Below are 22188 nucleotides of genomic sequence, written 5' to 3' on the forward strand. Positions count from 1 at the left end.
GACCAGCTGATCTACTGCGTCGATGAGTGTACGTGGCGGCACTGTCGCAACACGTGCCCGGCGAATCTCGCGACCCTGGGGTAGGGACAGCTCAAATCGTCAGCGTGCCATCGTCATTGATGGTCCAGTCCGGGTTGAGCGCGACCTCCCAGACGTGGCCGTCCAGATCGGCGAAGTAGCCGGAGTAACCACCCCAGAACACCTTTTCGGCAGGTTTGAGGATGGTGCCGCCGGCGGCGGCAGCCTGCTCCAGCACGGCATCGACATCGGCCTCGGAGCGCTGATTGATGGCGATGGTGATGCCGGAGAACCGGCCGTCGACCTGATGCTGGGCGTCCGCGGCCAGTTCCGCGCGCCCGAACAGCCCCAGCGCGATGCCGGGAAGCTGGTAGAAGACCACCCCGCCGGGCGCGGAGGCGGGCTTCCAACCAAGCCCCTGCTCGTAGAACCCGCGGGCCCTGTCCAGATCGTCTACACCGAGGGTGATCAGGCTGATGCGCTGTTCCATCTGCCGAAGGCTACGCACGTACGCCGACACATCCGGTGTCACGGTTCGTCCGATCGCCCGTGGCCTCGGTCCACCCGAGGCCACCGACGTCTACTTGATCGAGTGCTGCGGACCCTGGGCCTTCTTGTACAGCGCCTTGAGCATCCGATCCCGGAACGCGGCATTGTCGATGAGCTTGATGCCGGCATCGGCGAGCTTCGGGTAGCCGATCAGCTTGTGCATGTACCGGCCACGGCGATACTCCTTGCCCCACGCCGCTTCCATGCGCTGGGCGTAGTTGGTGAAATCGTCGGGCCCGCCGTTGTTCAGCGCGGCGAGCGCACACTCTCCGGCGGCCAGCCCCGATTCCAGGGCCTTGGAGATGCCCGCACCCGAAGCGGGCTTGCCCGCGCCCAGTGAATCGCCGGTGAACAGCACACCGGGACGCCACGGCGGCCAGGCGGTGAAGCCCATCGGCAGGCGCCACGCGCGCACGCTCTTGTTCTTCTTGAGCTCTTCGATGGGCGGCGCTTCCCACTCCGCAGGCAGGCTGCGCAGGAACTCGCCGAGGAACTGGGTGGCGTTGATGGCCTGCCAGTTCTTGTAGCTGTTCACATATCCCAAACCGATGTTGAAGACGTTGTTGCCCATCGGGAACACCCACCCGTACCCGGGCAGCTGGTCGCCCTGGAACAACAGCTTGAGATAGATGTCGAGGCTGTCGTTGTCGGGCCGGTTGAGGTGCATCTCGGACCGGATCGCGATCGCGGAGTAGCCGTTGTAGTCCGAATCGATCTTCAGCGCACGCTTGATGGGGGAGTAGGCACCGTCAGCGGCGATCACCGCGTCGCCGAGCACCTTCTCGCCGCTTTTCAGAACGACGCCGACGACCCGGCCACTGGCGTCCATCTCGGGTCCGGCCACCTCGGCGCCCTGGCGGATCTCGGCACCGGCGGACTCGGCGTGCTTGAGCAGCACGGTGTCCAGGTGCTCGCGAGCCACGGTGTGTCCGTGGTCGGGCATCCCCGGTCGGCGGGGGAACGACAGTTCCCAGGCGCTCGGGCTGTAGACGGTGACCTTGTTGACCCGGTGATAGGTCGCGACCTCGTCTGCCAGGCCCATCTTCTGCAGGTAACTGACGGCGCGGGCCGTCAACCCGTCACCGCAGGGTTTGGACCGCGGGAACTCGGCCTTGTCCAGCACCACCACGCGGGCACCGGTCTGGGCGGCCTGCCACGCGGCGGCCGAGCCGGAAGGGCCGCCACCTGCGATCACTACGTCATATCGGGCTGTCATTCGCTCGTCTCGGTGAGTGTGGGCATGACATGGCGATGCTACTCGCAAGGTTCGCCGACTGTCGCGCGAGCAAAGCCTCGGTGGGTACTGTCGGCCGGGCGATGCGGGGCTGTCCGAGCAGGTCAGCGAACCCTCCCGGTACAGTGGACGGGTGCGTAGACCATCCATTCCGCTCACCGGGCAGCCTGGGGTGAAGGTTGACGCGCGCAGCGAGCGATGGCGCGAGCACCGCAAGAAGGTCCGCGCGGAGATCGTCGAGGCGGCATTCCGCGCCATCGACCGGCTCGGGCCCAACGTCAGCGTGCGGGAGATCGCCGAAGAGGCGGGGACCGCGAAGCCGAAGATCTACCGGCACTTCACCGACAAGTCCGATATGTTCGCCCAGATCGGCGAGCGTATGCGCGACATGTTGTACGCGGCCGTCATCCCCTCGATCGATATCGAATCCGACTCCGCACGTCAGGTGATCGGTCGTGCCGTCGAGCACTACGTCGAGCTGGTCGACCAGCATCCGAACGTGGTCCGTTTCCTGCTGCAGGGCCGGTTCGCCGACCATTCGGCGGCCGCCATGTCCACCGTCAACCGCGGTCGGGACATCACGCTGGCGATCGCCGAGATGGTCAGCGGTGAACTCAAGGACATGAACCTCAAGCCCGAGGTGTTCGAACTGGCGGCGTTCGCGCTGTTCGGCACCGCGGCCTCGGCCACCGACTGGTGGCTTGCGGGCAACGATGACAACAGCCGCCGGATGCCCGCCGAGGACTTCGTGGCGCATATGACGACGATCATGATGGGCGCGGTCAACGGGACCGCCGAGCTGATGGGCGTCGAGATCGACCCTGACCAGCCGATCCACGATGCGGTGCGGCGCCAGGACGTCAGTCAACCCGGCAGCCAGCCCGTCGCGTGAGTTGAAGTTTCTGGATGGATCAGATTTTCGCCGGCGGCGCGGCTGCACCGGTACTCGTTGTGGGCGCCAAGAGGATTCGGTCGGGGTGTTCCCGATCAGCACAGTTGCGCTGACGGGACTGCCCGACGGTGGCTTGGTCTTTTAGAGGAGCATCCCGCACGTCGCGACACGCAATCACTAGATGTGCGGATTGACTGCGAACCCGGCTACCAGGGGTAGTGTTTAGATCGCTATAGCGGCCCTATAGTGCAGTCATATACGACCAGGTAAAAGGGGTTTCCGGTGTCCGATGGAATCAAGCTGATCGACCGTGTCTCGGCCATCAACTGGAACCGCCTGCAAGACGACAAGGACGCCGAGGTCTGGGAGCGACTCACCGGAAATTTCTGGCTTCCCGAGAAGGTGCCGGTGTCCAACGACATCCCGTCCTGGGGCACGCTCAACGACCACGAGAAGCAGCTCACCATGCGGGTATTCACCGGGCTGACGCTGCTGGACACCATCCAGGGCACCGTCGGCGCGGTCAGCCTGATTCCCGATGCGCTCACGCCGCACGAAGAGGCCGTCTACACCAACATCGCGTTCATGGAGTCGGTGCACGCGAAGAGCTACAGCAACATCTTCTCGACGCTGTGCTCGACGGCCGAGATCGACGAGGCGTTCCGATGGTCGGAGGAGAATCCGAACCTGCAGCGCAAGGCGCAGATCGTGATGGACTTCTACAAGGGTGACGACCCGCTCAAGCGCAAGGTCGCCTCCACGCTGCTGGAGAGCTTCCTGTTCTACTCCGGCTTCTACCTGCCGATGTACTGGTCCAGCCGGGCCAAGCTGACCAACACCGCCGACATGATCCGGCTGATCATCCGCGACGAGGCCGTGCACGGCTACTACATCGGCTACAAGTACCAGAAGGGTCTGGCGGCCGAGACCGAGACGCGTAAGCAGGAACTCAAGGATTACACCTACGAGTTGCTCTTCGAGCTCTACGACAACGAGACCGAATACACCCAGGATCTCTACGACGGTGTCGGGCTCACCGAGGACGTCAAGAAGTTCCTGCGCTACAACGCCAACAAGGCGCTGATGAATCTCGGCTACGAGGCGCTGTTCCCCAAGGACGAGACCGACGTCAACCCGGCCATCCTTTCGGCGTTGAGCCCCAATGCCGACGAGAACCACGACTTCTTCTCCGGCTCGGGTTCGAGCTACGTGATCGGCAAGGCCGTCGTCACCGAGGACGAGGACTGGGACTTCTGATCTTGTTGCCACAGCAAAGACTGTGGCAAACCTGGGCATCGCGGTCTTTCGCCCGGTGAAGTGGACTTCTGTGTGCTAGACACGCAAGCAGTGTCAGCAGTCCGCTAACGGATTCGAGGATCGGGGGATCGGCGATGACCGATATCGAGGACGCGTCGCCCGCCGAGGAGTCCGAGACCTCGCCTTCAGGCTGGCGCAATCTGGTGAAGGCTCTGAGCCCGAGAACCGTGTGGCAGATGGCCGACGGTCAACCGGTGGTGCTCAAGCAGTTCGTCCAGTTCTGCCTGATCATCGTCTATCCAGGGTGGGTGGCCGGGATCCTGCTGTGCTTGGCGGTCTACGGATTGTTCTACGTCACCGTGTATCCCGTCCTGTGGGTGGTGTTCTGGCCGGTGCGGGCGTGGATGAAGAAGAACCGCCCCGATGAGTACGCGGAGAGCCAACGCAAGAAATAAGCGTTTGTGCGTCTTCTCACGTGGGCATTCTCACGAAGTTCACGGCTTTCGTTGAGGTCCCTCATCGGTTCGCAGCGGAATGTGGACGGTGACGGTCGGACACCGGCGCAAGGAGAACATCATGGCTGCGTCCAGCATCAGCGATAGCAACGTCGTCGAGCTTTCCCCCCGGCGCGCCCAGCGCAACCTGCGGGCATTGCGCGAAGCCCAACGTCGTCATCCGTCCTACCTGGGACAACTCGCCCGGGAGCGGACTGCCACGCCGCCCTGTCGGGTACTGCCGTTCAGCCGCTGACCGGCGCGGGGACCACCGCAGTCACGGTGGTGCCGCCGCCAGGTGGGCTGTCGATGTCCAACTGACCCGACAGCGCCTCCACGCGGTCGCGCAACCCACCGAGCCCCGAGCCCGCGCCGGCGACAGCACCCCCGACACCGTCGTCACTGACCGAGAGCGTCAGTACTCCCTCGGCGGCGGCAACACGAACGGTGACGACCTCTGCCTCGGCGTACTTGGCGGCGTTGGTCAGCGACTCGGCGACCACGTAATACGCCGCGACCTCCACGGATTCCGGTAACCGGGTGTCGACGTCGATATCCAGCTCGACAGGAATGGTGCACCGGCGCGCCAGGGCCCGCAGCGCCGGGCGCAACCCCCCGCGCGACAACACCGCCGGATGCATACCGCGAGAAAGCTCCTGCAGATCGGTGTGCAGTTCGGCGAGCCCGTCGACAACTCGTGCCAACTCGGCACGCAGGGATGCGTCCGTGGTCGCCGCCTCGATGGCGCGCAGTTCCAGACTCAACGACACGATCCGCTGCTGGGCGCCGTCGTGCAGATCGCGCTCGAAACCGCGCCTGGCCTCGTCGGCGGCCGCGACCAACCGGGCCCGGGAGGCGGTCAAGGCGGCGCGCGTCTCGGTGTTGGCGATCGCGGTGGACACCAGGTCGGCGAAATCTCCGAGATGATCCTCGCAACTGCGGGAGATCGATGCGGGTCGACGAGCCCCGACCAGCAGCGCGCCGCGCACCGCGCCCCCGACCATCAGCGGCGCACCGGCACCGCACCGGACTCCCAGCTCGTGCAATCGCTGGGCGATGGGCCCGGCGGCACCGGCATAGTCGTCGATGCGTGTCGGCGTTCCCGTTGCGTAGATCTGACCACTCATATTGTCACCGGACAACGAAAACTCTTCACCCACACCGAATCCCGGCATCTCGGGAAGATCGTGCGCGGCCATGACCAAGCAGTGGCCGTCCGGGCGGAAACGCACCAGGGTGACATGATCGACGGCGAGACTGTGCGCCAGTTCGCGCACCGCGACCTGGTAGATCTCGGACAGGTCTGCCGCCCGGGCCACCAAGGTCGCCAGCCGACGCAACGCGGCCTGTTGGCGAGCCAGACCCAGGGCCTCCTTCCGACGCTCTTCGGCCTCGGCCGCACGCAGCCGGGCCTGTCCCACCAACACGTTGGTCAGCAGCGCCAACGTCAGGAACACCGCCAGCGCCGGAGCCAGCGAATCGCGCCCCTCCAGATGCAGGTATGCGTACACCGCCGCACTGGCCAGTGATGTCGCGATGGCCAGCGGGAAATCCCAGCCGGCCGAGACCACGAGCACACCCAGCAACAACAGTGCCCCGAAGGCATTCTCCGGGGCGACGATCCGAAGTGCCGCAACCAGGCCGACCTCGGCCGCCAGGAATCCCAGCGCGACGAGGATGCCGACCCACAACGGTCGCGCGGTCGGGCGCACGACCTGCGCCAACGCCCGGCTGGAAAGGGTTCGCCAGTTCACGCCGATGATCGTAGGAGTTGGCAACCGTACTGGGGGTGGCGGAACCAGAAGATTCCCGTTAACAGGAATGCCGGCGCGGCGACGGCCTGCCACCCTGGAGTCATGGATGCCGCACGCTGTTTGATCGTCGACGATAGTGCCGCATTCTGTGCTGCCGCGCGCAGCATGTTGGAACGCGGGGGCTTCGAGGTCGTCGGGACCGCCGGGGACGCGGACGAGGCAGTCCGCATGACCGCCCAGTTGCGTCCCGATATCGCGTTGGTGGATGTCGACCTGGGAACCGACAGCGGGTTCGACGTCGCCAGACAACTCGACGGGGTGACGGTGATCCTCACCTCGACCCACGACGAACAAGACTTCGCGGACCTGATCGTGGCCAGTCCCGCGCTCGGGTTCCTGCCCAAGTTGACCTTGTCACCGGACCGCATCCGGGAACTGATCGGTCGCTAACGCGATTCCAGGAACATGATCACGGCCCGCACGCGGCGATGGTCGTCACCGGTTTCGGGCAGATCGAGCTTGGTGAGGATGCTGCGGACGTGCTTCTCGACGGTTCCCTCGGTGACCCACAGCCGGCGGCCGATGCCCGCATTGGACAACCCTTCGGCCATCAGTGTCAGCACCTCGCGCTCGCGGGCACTCAGCGCGGCCAGCGGATCATCGCGGCGGCGCGCGGACACCAGTTCGGCGACCAGCGCCGGGTCGACAACGGATGCGCCATTGGCGATGCGGCGCACGGTGTCCACGAAATCGGACACGTCGGTCACCCGGCTCTTCAACAGGTATCCGATGCTGCGACCACCGGCGAGTAGTTCCATCGCATGGTCGACGTCGACATGAGCGGACAACACCAGGATCGCGGTGTCGGGTGAGCGTTCCCGGATGGTGCGGGCCGCGTCCAGGCCCTCGGCGTCGTGGTTCGGCGGCATCCGGATGTCCACCAGGACGAGATGCGGTTGTTCCTTGTCGACCAGCGTCAGCAGCTCGGTGGCGTCCCCGGCCTGGCCGGCGACCTCGAAACCCTCGCGTTGCAGCAGGCTGGCAAGCCCCTCCCGCAGTAGTACATCGTCGTCGGCGATGACTACTCGCAATGTGCTCATGCCGTCCTCTCAGCCTCGCCCGTTTCGGCGCGGCGATATTGTCGCACCCGGCGGCCCGCTGCACCGGCCGGACGACCGAACATGGGGGCTAGCCGGTATGTCCGTGTCGGGAAATCCGTTGCCGCCAATGCAGGTCAACTTCGTCGACCGGGCGGCCGGCGAGGAGCATGCTGACATTCATGACCACCGCACCGTGCCGCAACACACACCGCATCTCGCTGGTCGACAGCGATGACGTCGAACGCAGTGAGCTCGGATCGATCCAGCGCGTGACCGCCGACAGCTTTCCGATCCTGAAGAATCTGTCCATCAAGCGGCTGGTGCTCAACCCCGGCGTCATGCGCACACCGCACTGGCACGCCAACGCCAACGAACTGACCTACTGTGTTGCCGGTACCGCGCTGGTCTCCGTGCTGGACAATGGCAGCCGATTCGCCAGCTTTGTCGTCACGGCCGGGCAGATGTTCCACATCGATTCCGGCGCACTGCATCACATCGAGAACATCGGCACCGAGCCGTGCGAGTTCATCATCGCCTTCCGCAACGAGCGACCGGAGGATTTCGGGTTCGGGGCCACCATGGGTGCCTTCAGCGATGCCGTGTTGGGCAACACCTACGATCTGCCGGCCGCCGATATCGCCAAGATCCATCGCGACACCCGGGACCGCACCCTCGCCGCAGTGGCAGGGGAGCCCGATGTTCCGCCGAGTGCCTATTTCAAGGATCCGCACCGATTCGACATCGAGGCTCAGCCACCCGGGCTCACCTACGCCTACGGCAACGCGCGGTTCGCCAGAGACCAGTTCTGGCCCGCGCTCAAGGACATCTCGATGTATTCGCTCCGCGTCGGCGAGGATGGCATGCGTGAGCCGCACTGGCATCCAGTGACCGCCGAGATGGGCTATGTGCAGAGTGGCGAGGCCCGGATGACCGTCATGAATCCCGATGGGACACTGGATACCTGGAACCTGGCGGCCGGTGACGTGTACTTCATCCCGCGTGCGTACCCGCACCACATCGAGAACATCGGTGCCGACGAGTGGCACTTCCTGATCTTCTTCGATCAGCCGTTCCCCGCCGATATCGGGTACAAGGCGTCGGTGAGCGCGTATTCGCGTTCGGTGCTGGCCGCCGCGTTCGACACCCACATCGACGACCTGCCGGACTTTCCACCGACGACCGCCGACCCGCTGATCGTGCCGCGCAGCAATCCGCTGGACCGGTGACCGCGCAGATCGGCCGCCCCGTCGACCGGGTCGAGGGGCGCGAAAAGGTCACCGGGGCAGCGCGTTACACCGCAGATCACCCGGTTTCCGATCTGGCGTACGCGGTACTGATGCAATCGGAGGTGGCGCACGCGACCGTGACGGCCGAATCGGTGGCGGCCGCGACGGCCCGCGCGGCTGCGGCGCCTGGCGTGTTGCACGTCCTGACACCGCTGAACTGTCCGCCACTGCACGTGCTGCCCGAGGACCTCACCTGGGATCTGCCGCTGGAGCGGCGTCCGCCGCTGTCGGATCTCACCGTTCAACACGTGGGTCAGCATCTTGCGGTCGTGGTGGCCGAGACCATGCAAGACGCCGTCGCGGCCGCCGAGCTGATGGAGTTCACCTATCGCGAGACCCCGGCCCAGCTCAGCGCCGCCGCGGTGATGGCGCAGCCGGTGCCCCCCGACCAGAAGGACGGCCAGATCCGGCACGGCACATATCGTCCCGACCACTTCGTCAAACTCGACGAGGAGAAGCTGCAGGATCACCGCGGGCCGGCCGTGGAACCTTCCGGCGTGCGGGTGGCGGGAAGGTTCACCACGCCGGTCAACACCCACTATCCGATAGAGCTCGCCGCCACCATCGCGTCGTGGGACGGCGAGGATCTGACCGTGTACGACGCCACCCGGTGGATCACCGGTGAGCGGCGGGCGCTGGCGGCCTATCTGGGCATCGACGAAGACCGGGTCCGCATCCTCTCACCGCTGGTCGGCGGAGCGTTCGGTTCGAAGAGCTTTCTGTGGATGCATGTCGTGTTGTGCGCCGTGGCCGCCAAGGAGGTGGGCCGCCCGGTGAAGCTGGTTCTGACCCGCGGCCAGATGTTCACCTCCACCGGTCATCGCCCGCGCACCGAACAGCACGTGGCGCTGGTGGCCGATGATGACGGCACGCTGCTGAGCACCGAACAGCACACGGTCACCGAGACATCCACGGTGGCCCACTTCTGTGAGCCCGTCGGTCTGTCGGCGCGTTTCCTCTACCATTCACCGCGTATGGCGGTCTCCCATACCGTGGCCAGGATCAACGCTCCGACACCGTGTTTCATGCGCGGACCGGGGGAGGCGCCCGGCCTGTTCGCGCTGGAAGTCGCAATGGACGAACTGGCTGACACGCTCGGCGTCGATCCGGTGGCGTTGCGGATGTCCAACGACCCGGACACCGATCAGCCGACCGGTCGCCAGTGGTCGGGCAAGCATCTCCGCGACTGCTATCTGCAGGGCGCGGAACGTTTCGGCTGGGCGGACAGACCACCGGTCCCAAGGGCGATGCGGCGCAACGGTGTTCAGGTCGGCTGGGGAATGGCTACGGCAAGCTATCCGGGACGGCGGATGCCTGCCGGTTGCCGGGTCACGACCACCGACGATGGTCGGGTCCGGTTCGCGGTCGCCACTCATGAGATCGGTACCGGGGTGCGTACGGTGATGACGCAGATTGCTGCCGATGCGACCGGGTTGCCGCTGGATGCGCTGAGTTTCGAGTCAGGGGATTCGGCCTTCGCCGATGCCCCCTACAGCGGAGCATCGCAGACGACCGCGACCGTCGGCTCCGCGGTCGATCTCGCCGGGCGGCAGTGGCGGCAGCGACTCGGGTGTCCGGTCACGTCCGCCGCCGAGTTACGTGATGTTCTCGCGGCCACGCCGGGACTGGTCGACCGACTGAGCTTCACGGCCGTCAGCGATGGACCGGCCGACACTGGCCCGCTATCCCAGTCGTTCGGTGCGCATTTCTGCGAGGTCGAGGTCGACGAGGAGATCGGGCGAGCGAGCGTCACCCGATGGACCGCCGTGATGGACTGTGGGCGGGTGCTCAATCCGAAGCTGGCGACCAATCAGGTGATGGGCGGCATCATCTTCGGCCTGGGCATGGCACTGCTGGAGCAGGTGCCCTTCGATGAGAATTCGGGTGTCCCGCTCGGTGAGTACTACGTGCCGACCCACGCCGACATCCCGGACTTCGACATCACCTTCATCGACACCCCGGACTACGGCCTCGATCCGGTCGGGGTGCGTGGGATCGGCGAGATCGGGACCTGCGGGGTGCCCGCCGCGATTGCCAACGCCATCCATCACGCCACCGGTAAACGGATACACGACTTGCCGATCACGGTGGAATCGCTCCTGGAGGGACAGCCATGACCGAGCTCGAACTGACGATCAACGGCACGCCGCTACAGCTGTGTGTCGATGTCCGCAGCACACTGTTGGATCTGTTGCGGGAGCAGTTGGGTTTGACCGGGACCAAGAAGGGGTGTGACCACGGACTGTGCGGTGCCTGCACGGTGACCGTCGAGGGCGAGCGGGTGTTGAGCTGCCTGACCCTGGCGGTGTCCATCGACGGATCAACCGTCGAGACCATCGAATCCGGCGATGAACTGGATGGTGTGCAGCGGGCTTTCATCGCACATGACGGCTTCCAGTGCGGCTACTGCACGCCGGGCCAGATCACCTCGGCGCGGGCGTTGCTCCGTGAGTATGTGCGCGGGGATCTGTCCGCGGCCAGTTTCGCCGGCGCCCGATGCCACCTCCCCGAGGGGCCGAAAGAACTGTCCGACGAGGAGATCCGGGAACGGATGGCAGGCAACATCTGTCGCTGTGGCGCCTACGCCAACATTCTCGCCGCCATCAAGGAGGCTGCCCGGTGAAGACCTTCGATTTTGCCCACGCCGACACCGTCGATGACGCGGTGCGCCGGGGTGCCGACGGTGGCCGGTACTACGCCGGTGGCACCAACCTGCTCGATCTGATGAAACTCGGTGTGGAGTCACCGCCGCTGCTGATCGACATCGGCCGGCTGGATCTGCGTTCGATCACCTCCACGGCGGCCGGTGGCGTGCTGATCGGTGCCGGGGCGACCAACAGTGCGGTGGCCAACCATCAGCTCATCCGGCGTGCGTATCCGATGCTCGCGCAGGCCATCCTCTCCGGCGCCACCACCCAGATCCGCAATATGGCCACCGTCGGTGGCAATCTGATGCAACGCACGCGCTGCCCCTACTTCATGGACGCGACATTCACCCAGTGCAACAAGCGGATTGCCGGCAGCGGGTGCGCGGCGCGGGCGGGTTTCAACCGCGAGCATGCACTCTTCGGGGCCAGCGCGTCGTGCGTGGCCGTGCACCCCTCCGATATGGCGGTCGCGCTCGCGGCGCTCGATGCGCAGGTGCACGTGCAGGGAGCCGGCGGTCGGCGAACCATCGCGATCGGCGACTTCTTCCTGCTGCCAGGCGAAACCCCCGAACGCGACAATGCCGTGCGCGCAGGCGAATTGATCACCGGTGTGGAGCTCCCGCCGTCGGGGTATGCCGGGCACAGTTGGTATCTGAAGGTGCGCGACCGGCACAGCTACGCGTTTGCCCTGGTGTCGGTGGCCACCGGAGTGCACCTCGTCGACGGGAAGATCGCCGCGGCCGCCGTGGCACTCGGCGGGGTGGCCGCGACGCCGTGGCGTGTGGCCGGCGCGGAGCAACAGCTGATCGGCGCATCGCCGTCGGATACCGTTTTCGGTGCGGCGGCCGATGCGCTGATTGCCGGTGCTGAGCCGCTGGCGCAGAACGGATTCAAGATCAGACTTGCCCGCAACAGCGTGGTGCGGGCGTTGCGGCAGGCCACCGATACACTCGGTCGATGAGCGTCTCATCGTTGATGGCCTCGGTGCTGAACTGGTTGCGCGCCGGTTATCCCGACGGCGTTCCCGGCCCCGATCGGGTGCCGCTACTCGCATTGCTGCGCAGCACACCACTGACCGATGACGAGATCAAAGAGGTGGTATGCGACATCGCCGAGGTTGCCGCGCCCGCCGATAACGACGACCCGATCACCCGTGAGGAGATCGAGACGTTCATCGCCGAGAAGACCCATCACGACCCCGGGCCGGAGAACGTCGCGCGGGTCGCGGCGCGGCTGGCAGCGGCCGGCTGGCCGCTGGCGGATTTCAGCCAGGCAGCTTCGACGCCCTGACATACTCCGGAACGCCGTGGCGTGGCCGGCTGTTCTCGCCGTAGTCAAATCTGCACTGCACCTTCGCAACAGGAGCCTTGGGAGTGGGGGTGTCACGGTAGCTCGTCGGCCTCTACGCGCTGCTGTTCCTCGGTCTGTTCCGCGGTCCAGAAGTCCTCGAACTTCCTGCCGGGCTCCTCCAACTGTCGCAACGGCCAGGTGCGCAGCTGGGTCGGATCCACCAGGAACCCACCGTCATGAAGGCGAACACGGACAGGCAGCCGAGGCCGACGCTGACCAAAGGGCGGCTCGGCGGGACTGGCCATCGGCGCGGAGAGAGAGCTGTCGACCGCGGGCGAACAGTTTCGGCGAAGTGTCTACACATGTGTCAAAAAGGGCTAGCTTGACGGGTGTCCATCTAGTCATTCTTGGAGGCAATATGTCGCACATCTCGGCGTGGATGGGTGCTGGTGTGGTCGCAGCGGGGGTATCTGCCGCAATGATCGCCGGAGCAGACGTGGCCGGCGCAGACACCGGAAGCGACGCCTCGTCGGGCTCGTCTGCGAGTTCCTCCGATGGTGACCGGACACCTGCAGGTGGTACGCGAGAGGCATCCGGCAACGACGTGTCCGGGAAGGCGTCAGATGGCGACGCCGATCCCGATCGCGGCGCCGACGCCGATCCCGATCACGGCGCCGACGGCGATGTCGACCTCGACGCGGGGCTGGAAAACGATGATGAGCCGGAGAACGACGCAGACCTGGAAGACGATGGCGAGCTGGACAACGGCGCAGCCGTCGACGCCGAGGACGAGGCAGTGGTGGATGACGGCGTCGTCGTGAACGACAACGTGAACGACAACATGAACAACAAGGAGAGCGGGTACGAGCCGTCAGGGGCGGACAGCGCAGTCATCGATTCCCCGGAGCCCGCGGACGTCGACCTGAATGCGGAAAGCCCGGCCGCTTCCGAGGTCGGGCAGGACTCGTCCGCGGTCACCGAAGTCTCCGGTACCGGAGAATCGGTGGCGGTGGAATCCGCGGTCGTGAGAACCGATGGTGGCGACACCGACCCCGCAGCGAAGGTGTGGACCCCGAACGTGATGCCGGCGGCGGCATCGATGGCGGCTGCCATCACCTCCGCGACGGTCAGTTCGACAGCGGCGCTACCGCAGCGGTCCCTACTCGACATCATCGCGTCGTTCGTCTTCGACTTCGTCGGAGTGGCCGTGACATTCATCGCCGGACCGCCGGTCGTACCGCGCGGCAGCACGGTCACGGTGAAGACGTCGACGTTGGCGATCGACGGCCAGCACACCGTGCCCGCCCACTGGTACTACCCCGCCGGTGACGTGCCGCCGGAACGGATCATCTACCTGCAGCATGGCTTTCTCGGTGTCGGCGCGATGTACAGCTACACGGCGGCGAACTTGGCCGAGAGCACCAACAGCATCGTCGTGGTGCCGACGTTGACCTCGAACCGCTACGTCGAGGACGGATTCTGGTTGGGCAGCGACGAGGCGCTGCGGGCCACGGCGGCACTGTTTCTCGGTGACTGGGAAGCCTTGACCGCCAGCGCAATTGCGGCCGGGTTTACCGAGCGATATGGCGCCGGGGCGGAGCTGCCGGACCGGTTCGCCTTGGTGGGGCACTCGCTCGGCGGCAATCTGGTGGCGGGCGCCGCGGGCTACTACGCCGACGCCGTCACTGCCGGCGGCCACACCAGTAACCTGGCCGGGGTTATCCTGCTCGACGCGGCACCGCAGGGCAGTGTGCTCTCCGATGCGCTGGTCAAACTGGACGGGATCGGCAGCTATGTCCCCGTCTTGGAACTCGGTGCCCCCAAGGAGCCCCGCCGGGTGGACGAGGCCCTGAACGCGAACCGGCCCGGAAAGTTCAACGGCATCGTGCTGGAGAACGGCAAGCACCTGGATTCGATGGATGGCGGCACCTGGCTGATCCAGTTCATCTCGCATCTCTATCAGGGCTTCCCGACGGCCCAGAACCAGGCGGCGGCGCAGGTGATCATCGACGGCTGGGCGAAGGACATCCTCGACGGCCGGATCGACCCGCTCACCGGCCGATGCAGCGGTGCGGAGTGTGCCGGTATCTACGGCGACCCGGGCCAGATCCTGGATCTGGCGACCCCGGCCGGGCCGACACGCGGGTCGGTGATCGGATCCGCCGTGCCGGTGCGGACGGCGGAGTTCCAGCCGGTCCCCGTGACGGCGACCGTCGCGACACGCTGGCCGGCGGGCCGGAACCTGATGTTGAGTATGTGATTTCGCGCGGCCGGACCGAGCTGTAGACAGCGAGCGCCCCGCCGATGACGACATCGGCGGGGCGGCTCGGGGGAGTGCTAGATCGTGGCGGTGTCGATCACGAACCGGTACCGCACATCGCTGGAGAGCACGCGGTCCCAGGCCTCGTTGACGTAGGACGCCTCGATGACCTCGATCTCCGGGGTGACGCCGTGTTCGGCGCAGAAATCGAGCATCTCCTGAGTCTCCGGGATACCGCCGATCATCGAGCCGGAGATGCTGCGTCGGCCACCGGCCAGCGGGAAGAAGGGCACCTCGAGCGGACGCTCGGGCGCTCCCAGCTCGACCAGCGTGCCATCGATCTTGAGCAGCGAGAGGTACTGACCGAGGTCGAGATTGGCCGATACGGTGTTCAGGATCAGATCGAACTTGCCGGCCAGCTTGCTGAAGGTGTCGGGATCGCTGGTCGCGTAGTACTCGTCGGCGCCGAGTCGCAGGCCGTCTTCCATCTTCTTGAGCGACTGGCTGAGAACGGTCACCTTGGCGCCCATCGCGTGGGCCAGCTTGACGCCCATGTGGCCGAGGCCGCCGAGTCCGACGATTGCGACCTCCTTGCCGGGGCCGGCGTTCCAGTGCTTCAGCGGGGAGAACAGTGTGATGCCCGCGCACAGCAGGGGAGCGGCCTTGTCCAGCGGAATGCTGTCCGGGATGCGCAGGACGAACTTTTCGTCGACGACGATGGCCTGGCTGTACCCACCCTGGGTGATGGTGCCGTCCCGGTCGGTGGCGCCGTAGGTGCCGATCATGCCGGTGCCCAGGCAGTACTGCTCCAGGCCCGCCGCGCAGTTCTCGCAGTTCTGGCAGGAGTTCACCATGCAACCCACGCCGACGTGGTCGCCGACCTTGTAATTGGTGACCTCCGAGCCGACCTCGGTGACGACGCCGGCGATCTCGTGACCGACGACGAGCGGGTAGCTTGGGGTGCCCCACTCGGCCTTGGCGGTGTGGATGTCGCTGTGACAGATGCCGGCGAACTTGATGTCGAACGCCACATCGTGCGGGCCGACCTCGCGGCGCTCGATGGTGGTCTTGGTCAGCGGGTCTGTCGCGGAGGTGGCGGCGTAGGCGGAAACAGTTGTGGTCATCGAATCATCCTCTTCACATGCGTCTTTTCGTATGGTCACGTGCGAATTCGTGCATCTTCACCCGACAGTAGTGAACTCAGCACAAGCGGGCACCGAGAAGCGCCCTCGCAGGATGACAACGAATCAGGTGCCGGGTCTAGTCCCGCCGCCGGCTGTGAATTCGGTCAAAGAATCCGGTCAGAGACCGGGTGCCCGGAATCCGGCGTTGAAACTGACCCGGTCGTAGCGGGCCACGCCGGCCAGGGTGTAGGGGTCGGCGGCGGCGATGGCATCGGCGTCTGCGGCCGACATGTCCGCGGCGATGAGCACCGCGCCGTCCTGCGATTCCAGCCTGCCGGCCAGCAGGATCCGGCCGGCCTCGACCTCACCTTTCAACCACTCCAGATGTGCCGGGCGGCTCTGATCGATGACGTCGAGGGGTTGCAGATAGGTGATGTTGAGGACATGGAACACGCCGCACAGACTAGTTGATGGGGGCTTCAGTTGATCGGGGCATCTTCAGTTGATCGGAGCATTGAGCCAGCGCAGGTCGTCGATGATGCCGCGCGCGGCGACGACACCCTGTCCGCTCTGCCACACCTCGTTGTTGACCGCGAACACCCGGTCGTCCCGGTTGGCGGACAACTTGCGCCACGCGGCGCTGTCGAGCACCCGCGGCGCCGCGTCCTTGGCGGCCGTGGAGTCGAAGGACAGGTAGACGATATCGCCGTCCGCGGCGGACAGATCGGTGTCGTCGGAGAGGTCGGTGATGTCGATCTCGACGTACGGGCGGTCGGTGAATCGTTGTGCGGCGGGGCGGTCAACACCCACGGCGGCCAGCACCGAGGCGGGGAAGTTGGCTGCGCCGTAGACGCGCACGGTGTTCTCGGTGAACTGCACGATCGAGGCCTGGAAGTGGCCGGCGTCGATGCGTTGGCCCGCCTCCTCTGCCATGCGCTGGAATTCGCCGAGGATCGCATCGGCGGCCCCGGAACGTCCGGATGCTGCGGCAACCGTCCGCAAGGTTTCCTGCCAGTCCGGTGCGGCGCCGGTGAACACCGTCGGCGCGATCGTGCTGAGCGCACCGAACCCTTCCAGGCTGTGGCCGGCAGAGGCGAGAATCAGATCCGGATTGGCGCCGCGGGCGGCCTGCATGTCGGAGATGACCGGTGCGTTGTGCAGGACGGTGCCCAGATACGACGGCTGGGGCGCCGCGGTGCCGACCACGCGGGCCTGCAGCCCGAGCGCGCACAACGCGTCGAGCTGACCCGGGGCGAGCGCGATGAGTCGTTGGGGGTCCCCGCGTACCTCGGTGGCCGCAGGTACGGCAGGGGCCGTCGCGTCCTGCGCCGGAACGTTGCGCACCGGGCGGACCGCCTCGATGGCGCCCGGTCCGGGCGCGGCAGGCTCCGGGGCGCACGATTCGTCCGGCTTGCGCTGGTTACCCAGTACACCGGCACTGGCGATGCGAGTCGTGCTCGTGATGGGGGCGTCCGGGCCGGGGGCGGGGGCGGACTCGGAGCCTCCGCAGCCGGTCAGCAAGACCAATGTGGCGGCGACACCCGCGGCGAGCAGGCCTGTGCGCGCAGAGGGGAACAGCACGCCGCCGACGTTATCAATGTCGACGGCGGGCCCGGCGCAACCCGCGCTCGGAGGGTCTCGACGAGCGAATACGACACTTTGTAGGACACCCATGTCGCAGCCGACCGGGATGGGGATAAGATCACGGACATACCAGTGCCGGGATATGACCCGTCGACTTTTTTGGAGGATCTGTTGGTAGCCGAAGCGCCCCCAATCGGAGAACTCGAGGCACGGCGTCCGTTCCCGGAGCGCATGGGGCCCAAGGGCAACCTGATCTACAAGCTGATCACGACGACCGATCACAAGCTGATCGGCATGATGTACTGCGTCGTCTGCTTCATGTTCTTCTTCGTCGGCGGCCTGATGGCGCTGCTGATGCGTACCGAACTGGCCATGCCGGGACTGCAGTTCCTGTCGAATGAGCAGTTCAACCAGCTGTTCACCATGCATGGCACGGTGATGCTGCTGTTCTACGCAACCCCGATCGTGTTCGGCTTCGCGAACCTGGTGCTCCCGCTGCAGATCGGCGCGCCCGACGTTGCCTTCCCGCGTCTGAACGCCTTCTCGTTCTGGTTGTTCCTGTTCGGTGCGCTGATCGCGATGGGTGGTTTCATCACCCCCGGAGGCGCCGCGGACTTCGGGTGGACCGCATACTCCCCGCTGACCGATGCCATCCACTCTCCGGGCGCCGGCGGCGACCTGTGGATCATGGGCCTCGCGGTCGGTGGTCTGGGCACCATTCTCGGTGGCGTCAACATGATCACCACCGTGGTCTGCATGCGTGCCCCCGGTATGACCATGTTCCGGATGCCGATCTTCACCTGGAACATCCTGGTGACCTCGGTCCTGGTGCTGCTGGCCTTCCCGCTGCTGACCGCGGCCCTGTTCGGCCTGGCCGCCGACCGGCATCTCGGCGCGCACATCTACGACCCGGCCAACGGCGGTGTGCTGCTGTGGCAGCACCTGTTCTGGTTCTTCGGCCACCCCGAGGTGTACATCATCGCGCTGCCGTTCTTCGGCATCGTCTCGGAGATCTTCCCGGTCTTCAGCCGCAAGCCGATCTTCGGTTACACCACCCTGATCTACGCCACGCTGGGTATCGCGGCGCTGTCGATCGCGGTGTGGGCGCACCACATGTACGCCACGGGCGCGGTGCTGCTTCCCTTCTTCTCCTTCATGACGTTCCTGATCGCCGTCCCGACGGGCATCAAGTTCTTCAACTGGATCGGCACGATGTGGAAGGGGCAGCTGACCTTCGAGACGCCGATGCTGTTCTCGGTGGGCTTCCTGATCACCTTCCTGCTCGGTGGTCTGTCGGGTGTGCTGCTGGCCAGCCCGCCGCTGGACTTCCACGTGACCGACAGCTATTTCGTCATCGCGCACTTCCATTACGTGCTCTTCGGCACCATCGTGTTCGCCACCTACGCGGGCATCTACTTCTGGTTCCCGAAGATGACGGGCCGGCTGCTCGACGAGCGACTCGGCAAGTTGCACTTCTGGCTGACCTTCATCGGCTTCCACCTGACCTTCCTGGTGCAGCACTGGGTCGGTGACGAGGGCATGCCGCGTCGCTACGCGGACTACCTGCCCAGCGACGGCTTCACGACGCTGAACGTCATCTCCACCATCGGCGCCTTCGTGCTCGGCATCTCGACGCTCCCGTTCGTCTGGAACGTCTTCAAGAGCTGGCGCTACGGCGAGCCCGTCGTGGTCGATGACCCGTGGGGTTACGGCAACTCGCTGGAGTGGGCCACCTCGTGCCCGCCGCCGCGGCACAACTTCACCGAGCTGCCGCGCATCCGGTCGGAGCGTCCCGCTTTCGAGCTGCACTACCCGCACATGGTCGAGCGGATGCGCGCCGAGGCGCACATCGGCCGGGCGCACGGACCCGAGGACGGCGATGTCACCCGGATCGACGACGTAGAAGTTCGCAGCTGACCCGATAGCCGATCCGAGGCATTTCAACGGAGGTAACTGTGCCGACGGCCTCGCAGTCAGTCGATGCTGCGCGCGGACGTTCCTCGCTGCTGATCACCGTCACCGGTGTCGATCAGCCGGGTGTGACGTCAGCATTGTTCGAGGTGCTCTCCCGGCACCGGGTCGAGCTGCTGAATGTCGAGCAGGTCGTCATCCGTAACCGGCTCACGCTGGGCGTCCTGGTCTCGGTGGACACCCCGGTAGCCGACGAGGTGCGGTTCTCCGACGAGATCCGCGCCGCGATCCACGGCGTGGGACTCGATGTCACCATCGAGCGCAGTGACGACAAGCCGGTGATGGTGGAGCCCTCCACGCACACCATCGTGGTGCTCGGTCGGCCGATCACCGCCGAGGCGTTCGGGGTGGTGGCCCGGGAGGTCGCCGACCTCGGGGTCAACATCGATTTCATCCGCGGCGTCTCGGACTATCCGGTGACCGGTCTGGAACTGCGTGTCTCGGTCCCACCGGGCGCGGTGTATTCCGAACTGCAGAATGCGATGGCGCGCACCGCTGTCGACCTGGGTGTGGACATCGCGTTGGAGGACTACAGCCTGTCCCGGCGCACCAAGCGCCTCATCGTTTTCGATGTGGATTCCACCCTGATCCAGGGCGAGGTCATCGAGATGCTGGCCTCGCATGCGGGCGCGGAGGCGGCGGTGGCCGAGGTGACCGAGGCGGCCATGCGCGGCGAGTTGGATTTCGCCGAGTCGTTGCACAAGCGGGTGGCGACGCTGGCCGGGTTGCCGGCCGAGGTGCTCGACGATGTCGCCGAACAGATCGAGCTGACGCCGGGGGCGCGCACCACCATCCGCACCCTGCGCAGGCTCGGGTATCACTGCGGCATCGTCTCCGGCGGCTTCCGGCAGGTCATCGATCCGCTGGCGCACGAGCTCAAACTGGATTTCGTGGCCGCCAACGAGCTCGAGATCGTCGACGGCAAGCTCACCGGCCGCGTCGTCGGCACCGTGATCGACCGGCCTGGCAAGGCCAAGGCACTGCGTGACTTCGCCGAGCAGGCCGGCGTCCCGATGGCCCAGACGGTGGCCGTCGGCGATGGCGCCAATGACATCGACATGCTGTCCGCGGCCGGACTCGGTGTGGCGTTCAACGCCAAACCAGCATTGCGCGAGGTCGCCGACGCGTCGCTGAGCCATCCCTACCTGGACACCGTGCTGTTCCTGCTGGGCGTCACCCGTGGTGAGATCGAGGCCGCCGACGCCGTCGACGGGACGGTCCGGCGCGTGGACATCCCCGGATAGCTCAGACCACCACCGCGTGGGTTTCCGGGGTCACCGAGGCGCCCGTGATAGAACGCCACGCTCGAGCCATCAGGTCGACGGCCGCTTCCAACTGAGGTTCGGGCAGCGCATAGGGCACCCTGATGAAGCGTTCCAGGGTGCCGTCGACGCCGAAGCGCGGGCCCGCGGGCAGATCGAGACCGAGCCGGGATGCCGATGCCGAGAGTGCGGTGCTCATCGGCGACGGCAGCTGCACCCATAGCGACATTCCGCCGCGGCCCGGGCCGGGACGCCAATCAGGAAGCTCGCGTGCCAACAGGTCGATCAAGAACCGTCTTCTGTTGCAGAGTATTTCGCGTCGCTCCGGCAGGATTTGCTCGCGGATCCGCAGCAGCCGCGCCGCCGCCAGTTGCTCGAGGATGGGAGTGCCCAGGTCGACTGCCGCGCGGGTGGCCGCGACGGCGGCCAGGGTGGCCGGTTCGGCACGGATCCAGCCCACTCGTAGGCCGCCCCAGAAGGATTTCGACATCGACCCGATGGTCAGCACCAACTCGCGGCGCTGGGTCATCGCGGCGGCCAGGGGAGCCGGCGGTGCGGCGTCGAGCCACATGTCCATGATGGACTCGTCGATGATGGTCCGGGTACGAGTCTCGGAAATGATGTGGCCCAGTCGTTTTCGTTGGTCCTCGGGCATGGTGAAGCCGGTCGGGTTGTGGCTGTCGGGGACGAAGTAGGCCAGTACCGGAGCCAGTTGGCGGATCGCGGCGTGCACTGCGTCCAGTTCCCAGCCGCCGTCGTTGAGTGCCACCGGCACTGCTCGTGATCCGGCAGCCGAGATGGCGGCAAGTGCGCCGTGGTAGGTGGGCTGCTCGACCAGCACCCGGTCACCGGGCTGAGTGAACGCGGCCAGTATCAGTCCGATGGCATGTTGGGCGCCGGTGGTGATCATGATCTGCGTCGGATCGGTGGGAAGTCCACGGGCGGTGTAACTTTCGGCCACCGCTTCGCGCAGTGCGCACACCCCGGACAGTTCGTGACCGACCTCGGCCAGGTAGGGGGTGATATCGCGGGCGGCCTCGGAGAAGGCCTCGCGCACCGCTGTGGTGGGCGCCGAGAGTGCCGCGGCGGCCAGGCTCACCGTCGGTGTGCCCGGATCGGTGGGCAGTGCGGGGCGGGGCGGCAGAACGGCCGTGCTGCGCGCGCCGCGCCGCGCCTGCAGATACCCGTCCTCGCGGAGCGCGGCGAAGGCGGCGGTGACGGTGGTGCGCGACACCCGTAGCGCGTCGGCGAGCGCGCGTTCGCTCGGTAGCCGGGACCCGACAGGCAGGCGCCCGTCGACGATGAGCAACCGGACCGCATCGGCCAGGCCGAGGTAGGCGGGACCGGTCGAACTGGATGTGCGCCAGTTGCCGAGTTCGCGGGACAAAAGGTCCACATCGAGCACTCTGGACCCCATATCTATGGACACAGGAGCCAGTATCCGCCAACTGGCTATTGATCGGCA

At 66.1% G+C, this 22188-nt stretch carries 22 protein-coding genes; 13 read left to right on the top strand and 9 right to left on the bottom strand.

Translation table 11 applies throughout. The features are described from left to right. Positions 1-91 precede the first annotated feature (91 nt). Complete coding sequence (locus FBY28_RS21905) at positions 92-508, bottom strand: VOC family protein (RefSeq protein WP_141869351.1); 417 nt, start codon at positions 506-508, stop codon at positions 92-94. A 90-nt stretch (positions 509-598) separates the two neighbouring features. Beyond that, positions 599-1783 carry a geranylgeranyl reductase family protein gene (locus FBY28_RS21910; RefSeq protein ID WP_141869352.1) on the bottom strand — a complete coding sequence of 395 codons (1185 nt, stop codon included), beginning with the start codon at positions 1781-1783 and terminating at the stop codon, positions 599-601. Between the two features lie 151 nt (positions 1784-1934). On the opposite strand from FBY28_RS21910, the gene FBY28_RS21915 reads away from it, so the two are divergent. The 4 genes from FBY28_RS21915 to FBY28_RS25820 all read left to right on the top strand — a co-directional run bounded on the left by FBY28_RS21915 (position 1935) and on the right by FBY28_RS25820 (position 4700). Beyond that, positions 1935-2693 carry a TetR/AcrR family transcriptional regulator gene (locus FBY28_RS21915; RefSeq protein ID WP_141869353.1) on the top strand — a complete coding sequence of 253 codons (759 nt, stop codon included), beginning with the start codon at positions 1935-1937 and terminating at the stop codon, positions 2691-2693. 282 nt (positions 2694-2975) lie between these two features. Further along, positions 2976-3950 (top strand): class 1b ribonucleoside-diphosphate reductase subunit beta, encoded by a 975-nt coding sequence (gene nrdF / locus FBY28_RS21920; protein WP_023985543.1) that lies wholly within the window; start codon positions 2976-2978, stop codon positions 3948-3950. Between the two features lie 134 nt (positions 3951-4084). Then, positions 4085-4405, top strand: coding sequence for a hypothetical protein (locus FBY28_RS21925; protein ID WP_141869354.1), 321 nt, complete (start codon positions 4085-4087; stop codon positions 4403-4405). Between the two features lie 121 nt (positions 4406-4526). Continuing rightward, on the top strand, positions 4527-4700 hold the full coding sequence (locus tag FBY28_RS25820) for a hypothetical protein (RefSeq protein WP_155944853.1): 174 nt from the start codon (positions 4527-4529) through the stop codon (positions 4698-4700). Here FBY28_RS25820 and FBY28_RS21930 read toward each other — a convergent pair. Next, complete coding sequence (locus FBY28_RS21930) at positions 4690-6198, bottom strand: GAF domain-containing sensor histidine kinase (RefSeq protein ID WP_216847891.1); 1509 nt, start codon at positions 6196-6198, stop codon at positions 4690-4692. The genes FBY28_RS25820 and FBY28_RS21930 overlap by 11 nt on opposite strands. A gap of 102 nt (positions 6199-6300) precedes the next feature. Between FBY28_RS21930 and FBY28_RS21935 the strand changes: the two genes are divergently transcribed. Next, the gene (locus tag FBY28_RS21935) at positions 6301-6648 is read left to right on the top strand and encodes a response regulator (RefSeq protein WP_141869355.1); all 348 of its coding nucleotides are present in this window, start codon (positions 6301-6303) and stop codon (positions 6646-6648) included. Here FBY28_RS21935 and FBY28_RS21940 read toward each other — a convergent pair. Then, positions 6645-7298: a response regulator gene (locus FBY28_RS21940; protein ID WP_141869356.1), complete on the bottom strand. Its 654-nt coding sequence runs from the start codon at positions 7296-7298 to the stop codon at positions 6645-6647. The two genes, FBY28_RS21935 and FBY28_RS21940, sit on opposite strands and share 4 nt — an antisense overlap. Positions 7299-7477: 179 nt before the next feature. On the opposite strand from FBY28_RS21940, the gene FBY28_RS21945 reads away from it, so the two are divergent. The 5 genes from FBY28_RS21945 to FBY28_RS21965 are packed head-to-tail and all read left to right on the top strand — an operon-like array spanning position 7478 to position 12522. Then, positions 7478-8524 (top strand): cupin domain-containing protein, encoded by a 1047-nt coding sequence (locus FBY28_RS21945; RefSeq protein WP_141869357.1) that lies wholly within the window; start codon positions 7478-7480, stop codon positions 8522-8524. Further along, a complete protein-coding gene (locus FBY28_RS21950; protein WP_141869358.1) occupies positions 8521-10701 on the top strand; it encodes a xanthine dehydrogenase family protein molybdopterin-binding subunit in 2181 nt (726 codons plus the stop codon). The genes FBY28_RS21945 and FBY28_RS21950 overlap by 4 nt, the downstream gene beginning before the upstream one ends. Then, positions 10698-11207 (top strand): (2Fe-2S)-binding protein, encoded by a 510-nt coding sequence (locus FBY28_RS21955; RefSeq protein ID WP_141869359.1) that lies wholly within the window; start codon positions 10698-10700, stop codon positions 11205-11207. Before FBY28_RS21950 ends, FBY28_RS21955 begins: the two co-directional genes overlap by 4 nt. Beyond that, positions 11204-12193 (top strand): FAD binding domain-containing protein, encoded by a 990-nt coding sequence (locus FBY28_RS21960; protein WP_141869360.1) that lies wholly within the window; start codon positions 11204-11206, stop codon positions 12191-12193. The genes FBY28_RS21955 and FBY28_RS21960 overlap by 4 nt, the downstream gene beginning before the upstream one ends. Further along, the gene (locus FBY28_RS21965) at positions 12190-12522 is read left to right on the top strand and encodes a DUF3349 domain-containing protein (protein WP_141869361.1); all 333 of its coding nucleotides are present in this window, start codon (positions 12190-12192) and stop codon (positions 12520-12522) included. Before FBY28_RS21960 ends, FBY28_RS21965 begins: the two co-directional genes overlap by 4 nt. Positions 12523-12614: 92 nt before the next feature. Here FBY28_RS21965 and FBY28_RS26280 read toward each other — a convergent pair whose 3' ends face one another. Further along, on the bottom strand, positions 12615-12743 hold the full coding sequence (locus FBY28_RS26280; protein ID WP_286178361.1) for a hypothetical protein: 129 nt from the start codon (positions 12741-12743) through the stop codon (positions 12615-12617). A 383-nt stretch (positions 12744-13126) separates the two neighbouring features. Here FBY28_RS26280 and FBY28_RS21970 point away from each other — a divergent pair, with 383 nt between their 5' ends. Next, a complete protein-coding gene (locus tag FBY28_RS21970) occupies positions 13127-14782 on the top strand; it encodes a hypothetical protein (protein ID WP_216847892.1) in 1656 nt (551 codons plus the stop codon). Positions 14783-14859: 77 nt separating this feature from the next. On the opposite strand, the gene FBY28_RS21975 is transcribed toward FBY28_RS21970, so the two are convergent. The 3 genes from FBY28_RS21975 to FBY28_RS21985 all read right to left on the bottom strand — a co-directional run bounded on the left by FBY28_RS21975 (position 14860) and on the right by FBY28_RS21985 (position 17487). Next, complete coding sequence (locus FBY28_RS21975; RefSeq protein WP_141869363.1) at positions 14860-15906, bottom strand: NAD(P)-dependent alcohol dehydrogenase; 1047 nt, start codon at positions 15904-15906, stop codon at positions 14860-14862. 177 nt (positions 15907-16083) lie between these two features. Beyond that, on the bottom strand, positions 16084-16359 hold the full coding sequence (locus tag FBY28_RS21980) for a YciI family protein (RefSeq protein WP_141869364.1): 276 nt from the start codon (positions 16357-16359) through the stop codon (positions 16084-16086). A gap of 45 nt (positions 16360-16404) precedes the next feature. After that, on the bottom strand, positions 16405-17487 hold the full coding sequence (locus FBY28_RS21985) for an ABC transporter substrate-binding protein (RefSeq protein WP_141869365.1): 1083 nt from the start codon (positions 17485-17487) through the stop codon (positions 16405-16407). 234 nt (positions 17488-17721) lie between these two features. Between FBY28_RS21985 and ctaD the strand changes: the two genes are divergently transcribed. Continuing rightward, positions 17722-19407, top strand: coding sequence for an aa3-type cytochrome oxidase subunit I (gene ctaD, locus FBY28_RS21990; protein ID WP_216848202.1), 1686 nt, complete (start codon positions 17722-17724; stop codon positions 19405-19407). 38 nt (positions 19408-19445) lie between these two features. Continuing rightward, positions 19446-20705 (top strand): phosphoserine phosphatase SerB, encoded by a 1260-nt coding sequence (gene serB, locus FBY28_RS21995; RefSeq protein ID WP_141869366.1) that lies wholly within the window; start codon positions 19446-19448, stop codon positions 20703-20705. A gap of 1 nt (position 20706) precedes the next feature. Here serB and yczR read toward each other — a convergent pair whose 3' ends face one another. Beyond that, positions 20707-22119: a MocR-like transcription factor YczR gene (gene yczR, locus FBY28_RS22000; protein ID WP_216847893.1), complete on the bottom strand. Its 1413-nt coding sequence runs from the start codon at positions 22117-22119 to the stop codon at positions 20707-20709. Positions 22120-22188: the final 69 nt, after the last annotated feature.

Origin of the sequence: Arthrobacter sp. SLBN-53 (genome assembly GCF_006715585.1) — a bacterium.
GTDB classification, from domain to species: domain Bacteria; phylum Actinomycetota; class Actinomycetes; order Mycobacteriales; family Mycobacteriaceae; genus Mycobacterium; species Mycobacterium neoaurum_A.

Coding starts and splice junctions, on each gene's coding strand:
- FBY28_RS21905 (WP_141869351.1), bottom strand. CDS start 508: ATGGAACAGCGCATCAGCCTGATCACCCTCGGTGTAGACGATCTGGAC.
- FBY28_RS21910 (WP_141869352.1), bottom strand. CDS start 1,783: ATGACAGCCCGATATGACGTAGTGATCGCAGGTGGCGGCCCTTCCGGC.
- FBY28_RS21925 (WP_141869354.1), top strand. CDS start 4,085: ATGACCGATATCGAGGACGCGTCGCCCGCCGAGGAGTCCGAGACCTCG.
- FBY28_RS25820 (WP_155944853.1), top strand. CDS start 4,527: ATGGCTGCGTCCAGCATCAGCGATAGCAACGTCGTCGAGCTTTCCCCC.
- FBY28_RS21935 (WP_141869355.1), top strand. CDS start 6,301: ATGGATGCCGCACGCTGTTTGATCGTCGACGATAGTGCCGCATTCTGT.
- FBY28_RS21940 (WP_141869356.1), bottom strand. CDS start 7,298: ATGAGCACATTGCGAGTAGTCATCGCCGACGACGATGTACTACTGCGG.
- FBY28_RS21945 (WP_141869357.1), top strand. CDS start 7,478: ATGACCACCGCACCGTGCCGCAACACACACCGCATCTCGCTGGTCGAC.
- FBY28_RS21955 (WP_141869359.1), top strand. CDS start 10,698: ATGACCGAGCTCGAACTGACGATCAACGGCACGCCGCTACAGCTGTGT.
- FBY28_RS21965 (WP_141869361.1), top strand. CDS start 12,190: ATGAGCGTCTCATCGTTGATGGCCTCGGTGCTGAACTGGTTGCGCGCC.
- FBY28_RS21975 (WP_141869363.1), bottom strand. CDS start 15,906: ATGACCACAACTGTTTCCGCCTACGCCGCCACCTCCGCGACAGACCCG.
- ctaD (WP_216848202.1), top strand. CDS start 17,722: ATGGGGCCCAAGGGCAACCTGATCTACAAGCTGATCACGACGACCGAT.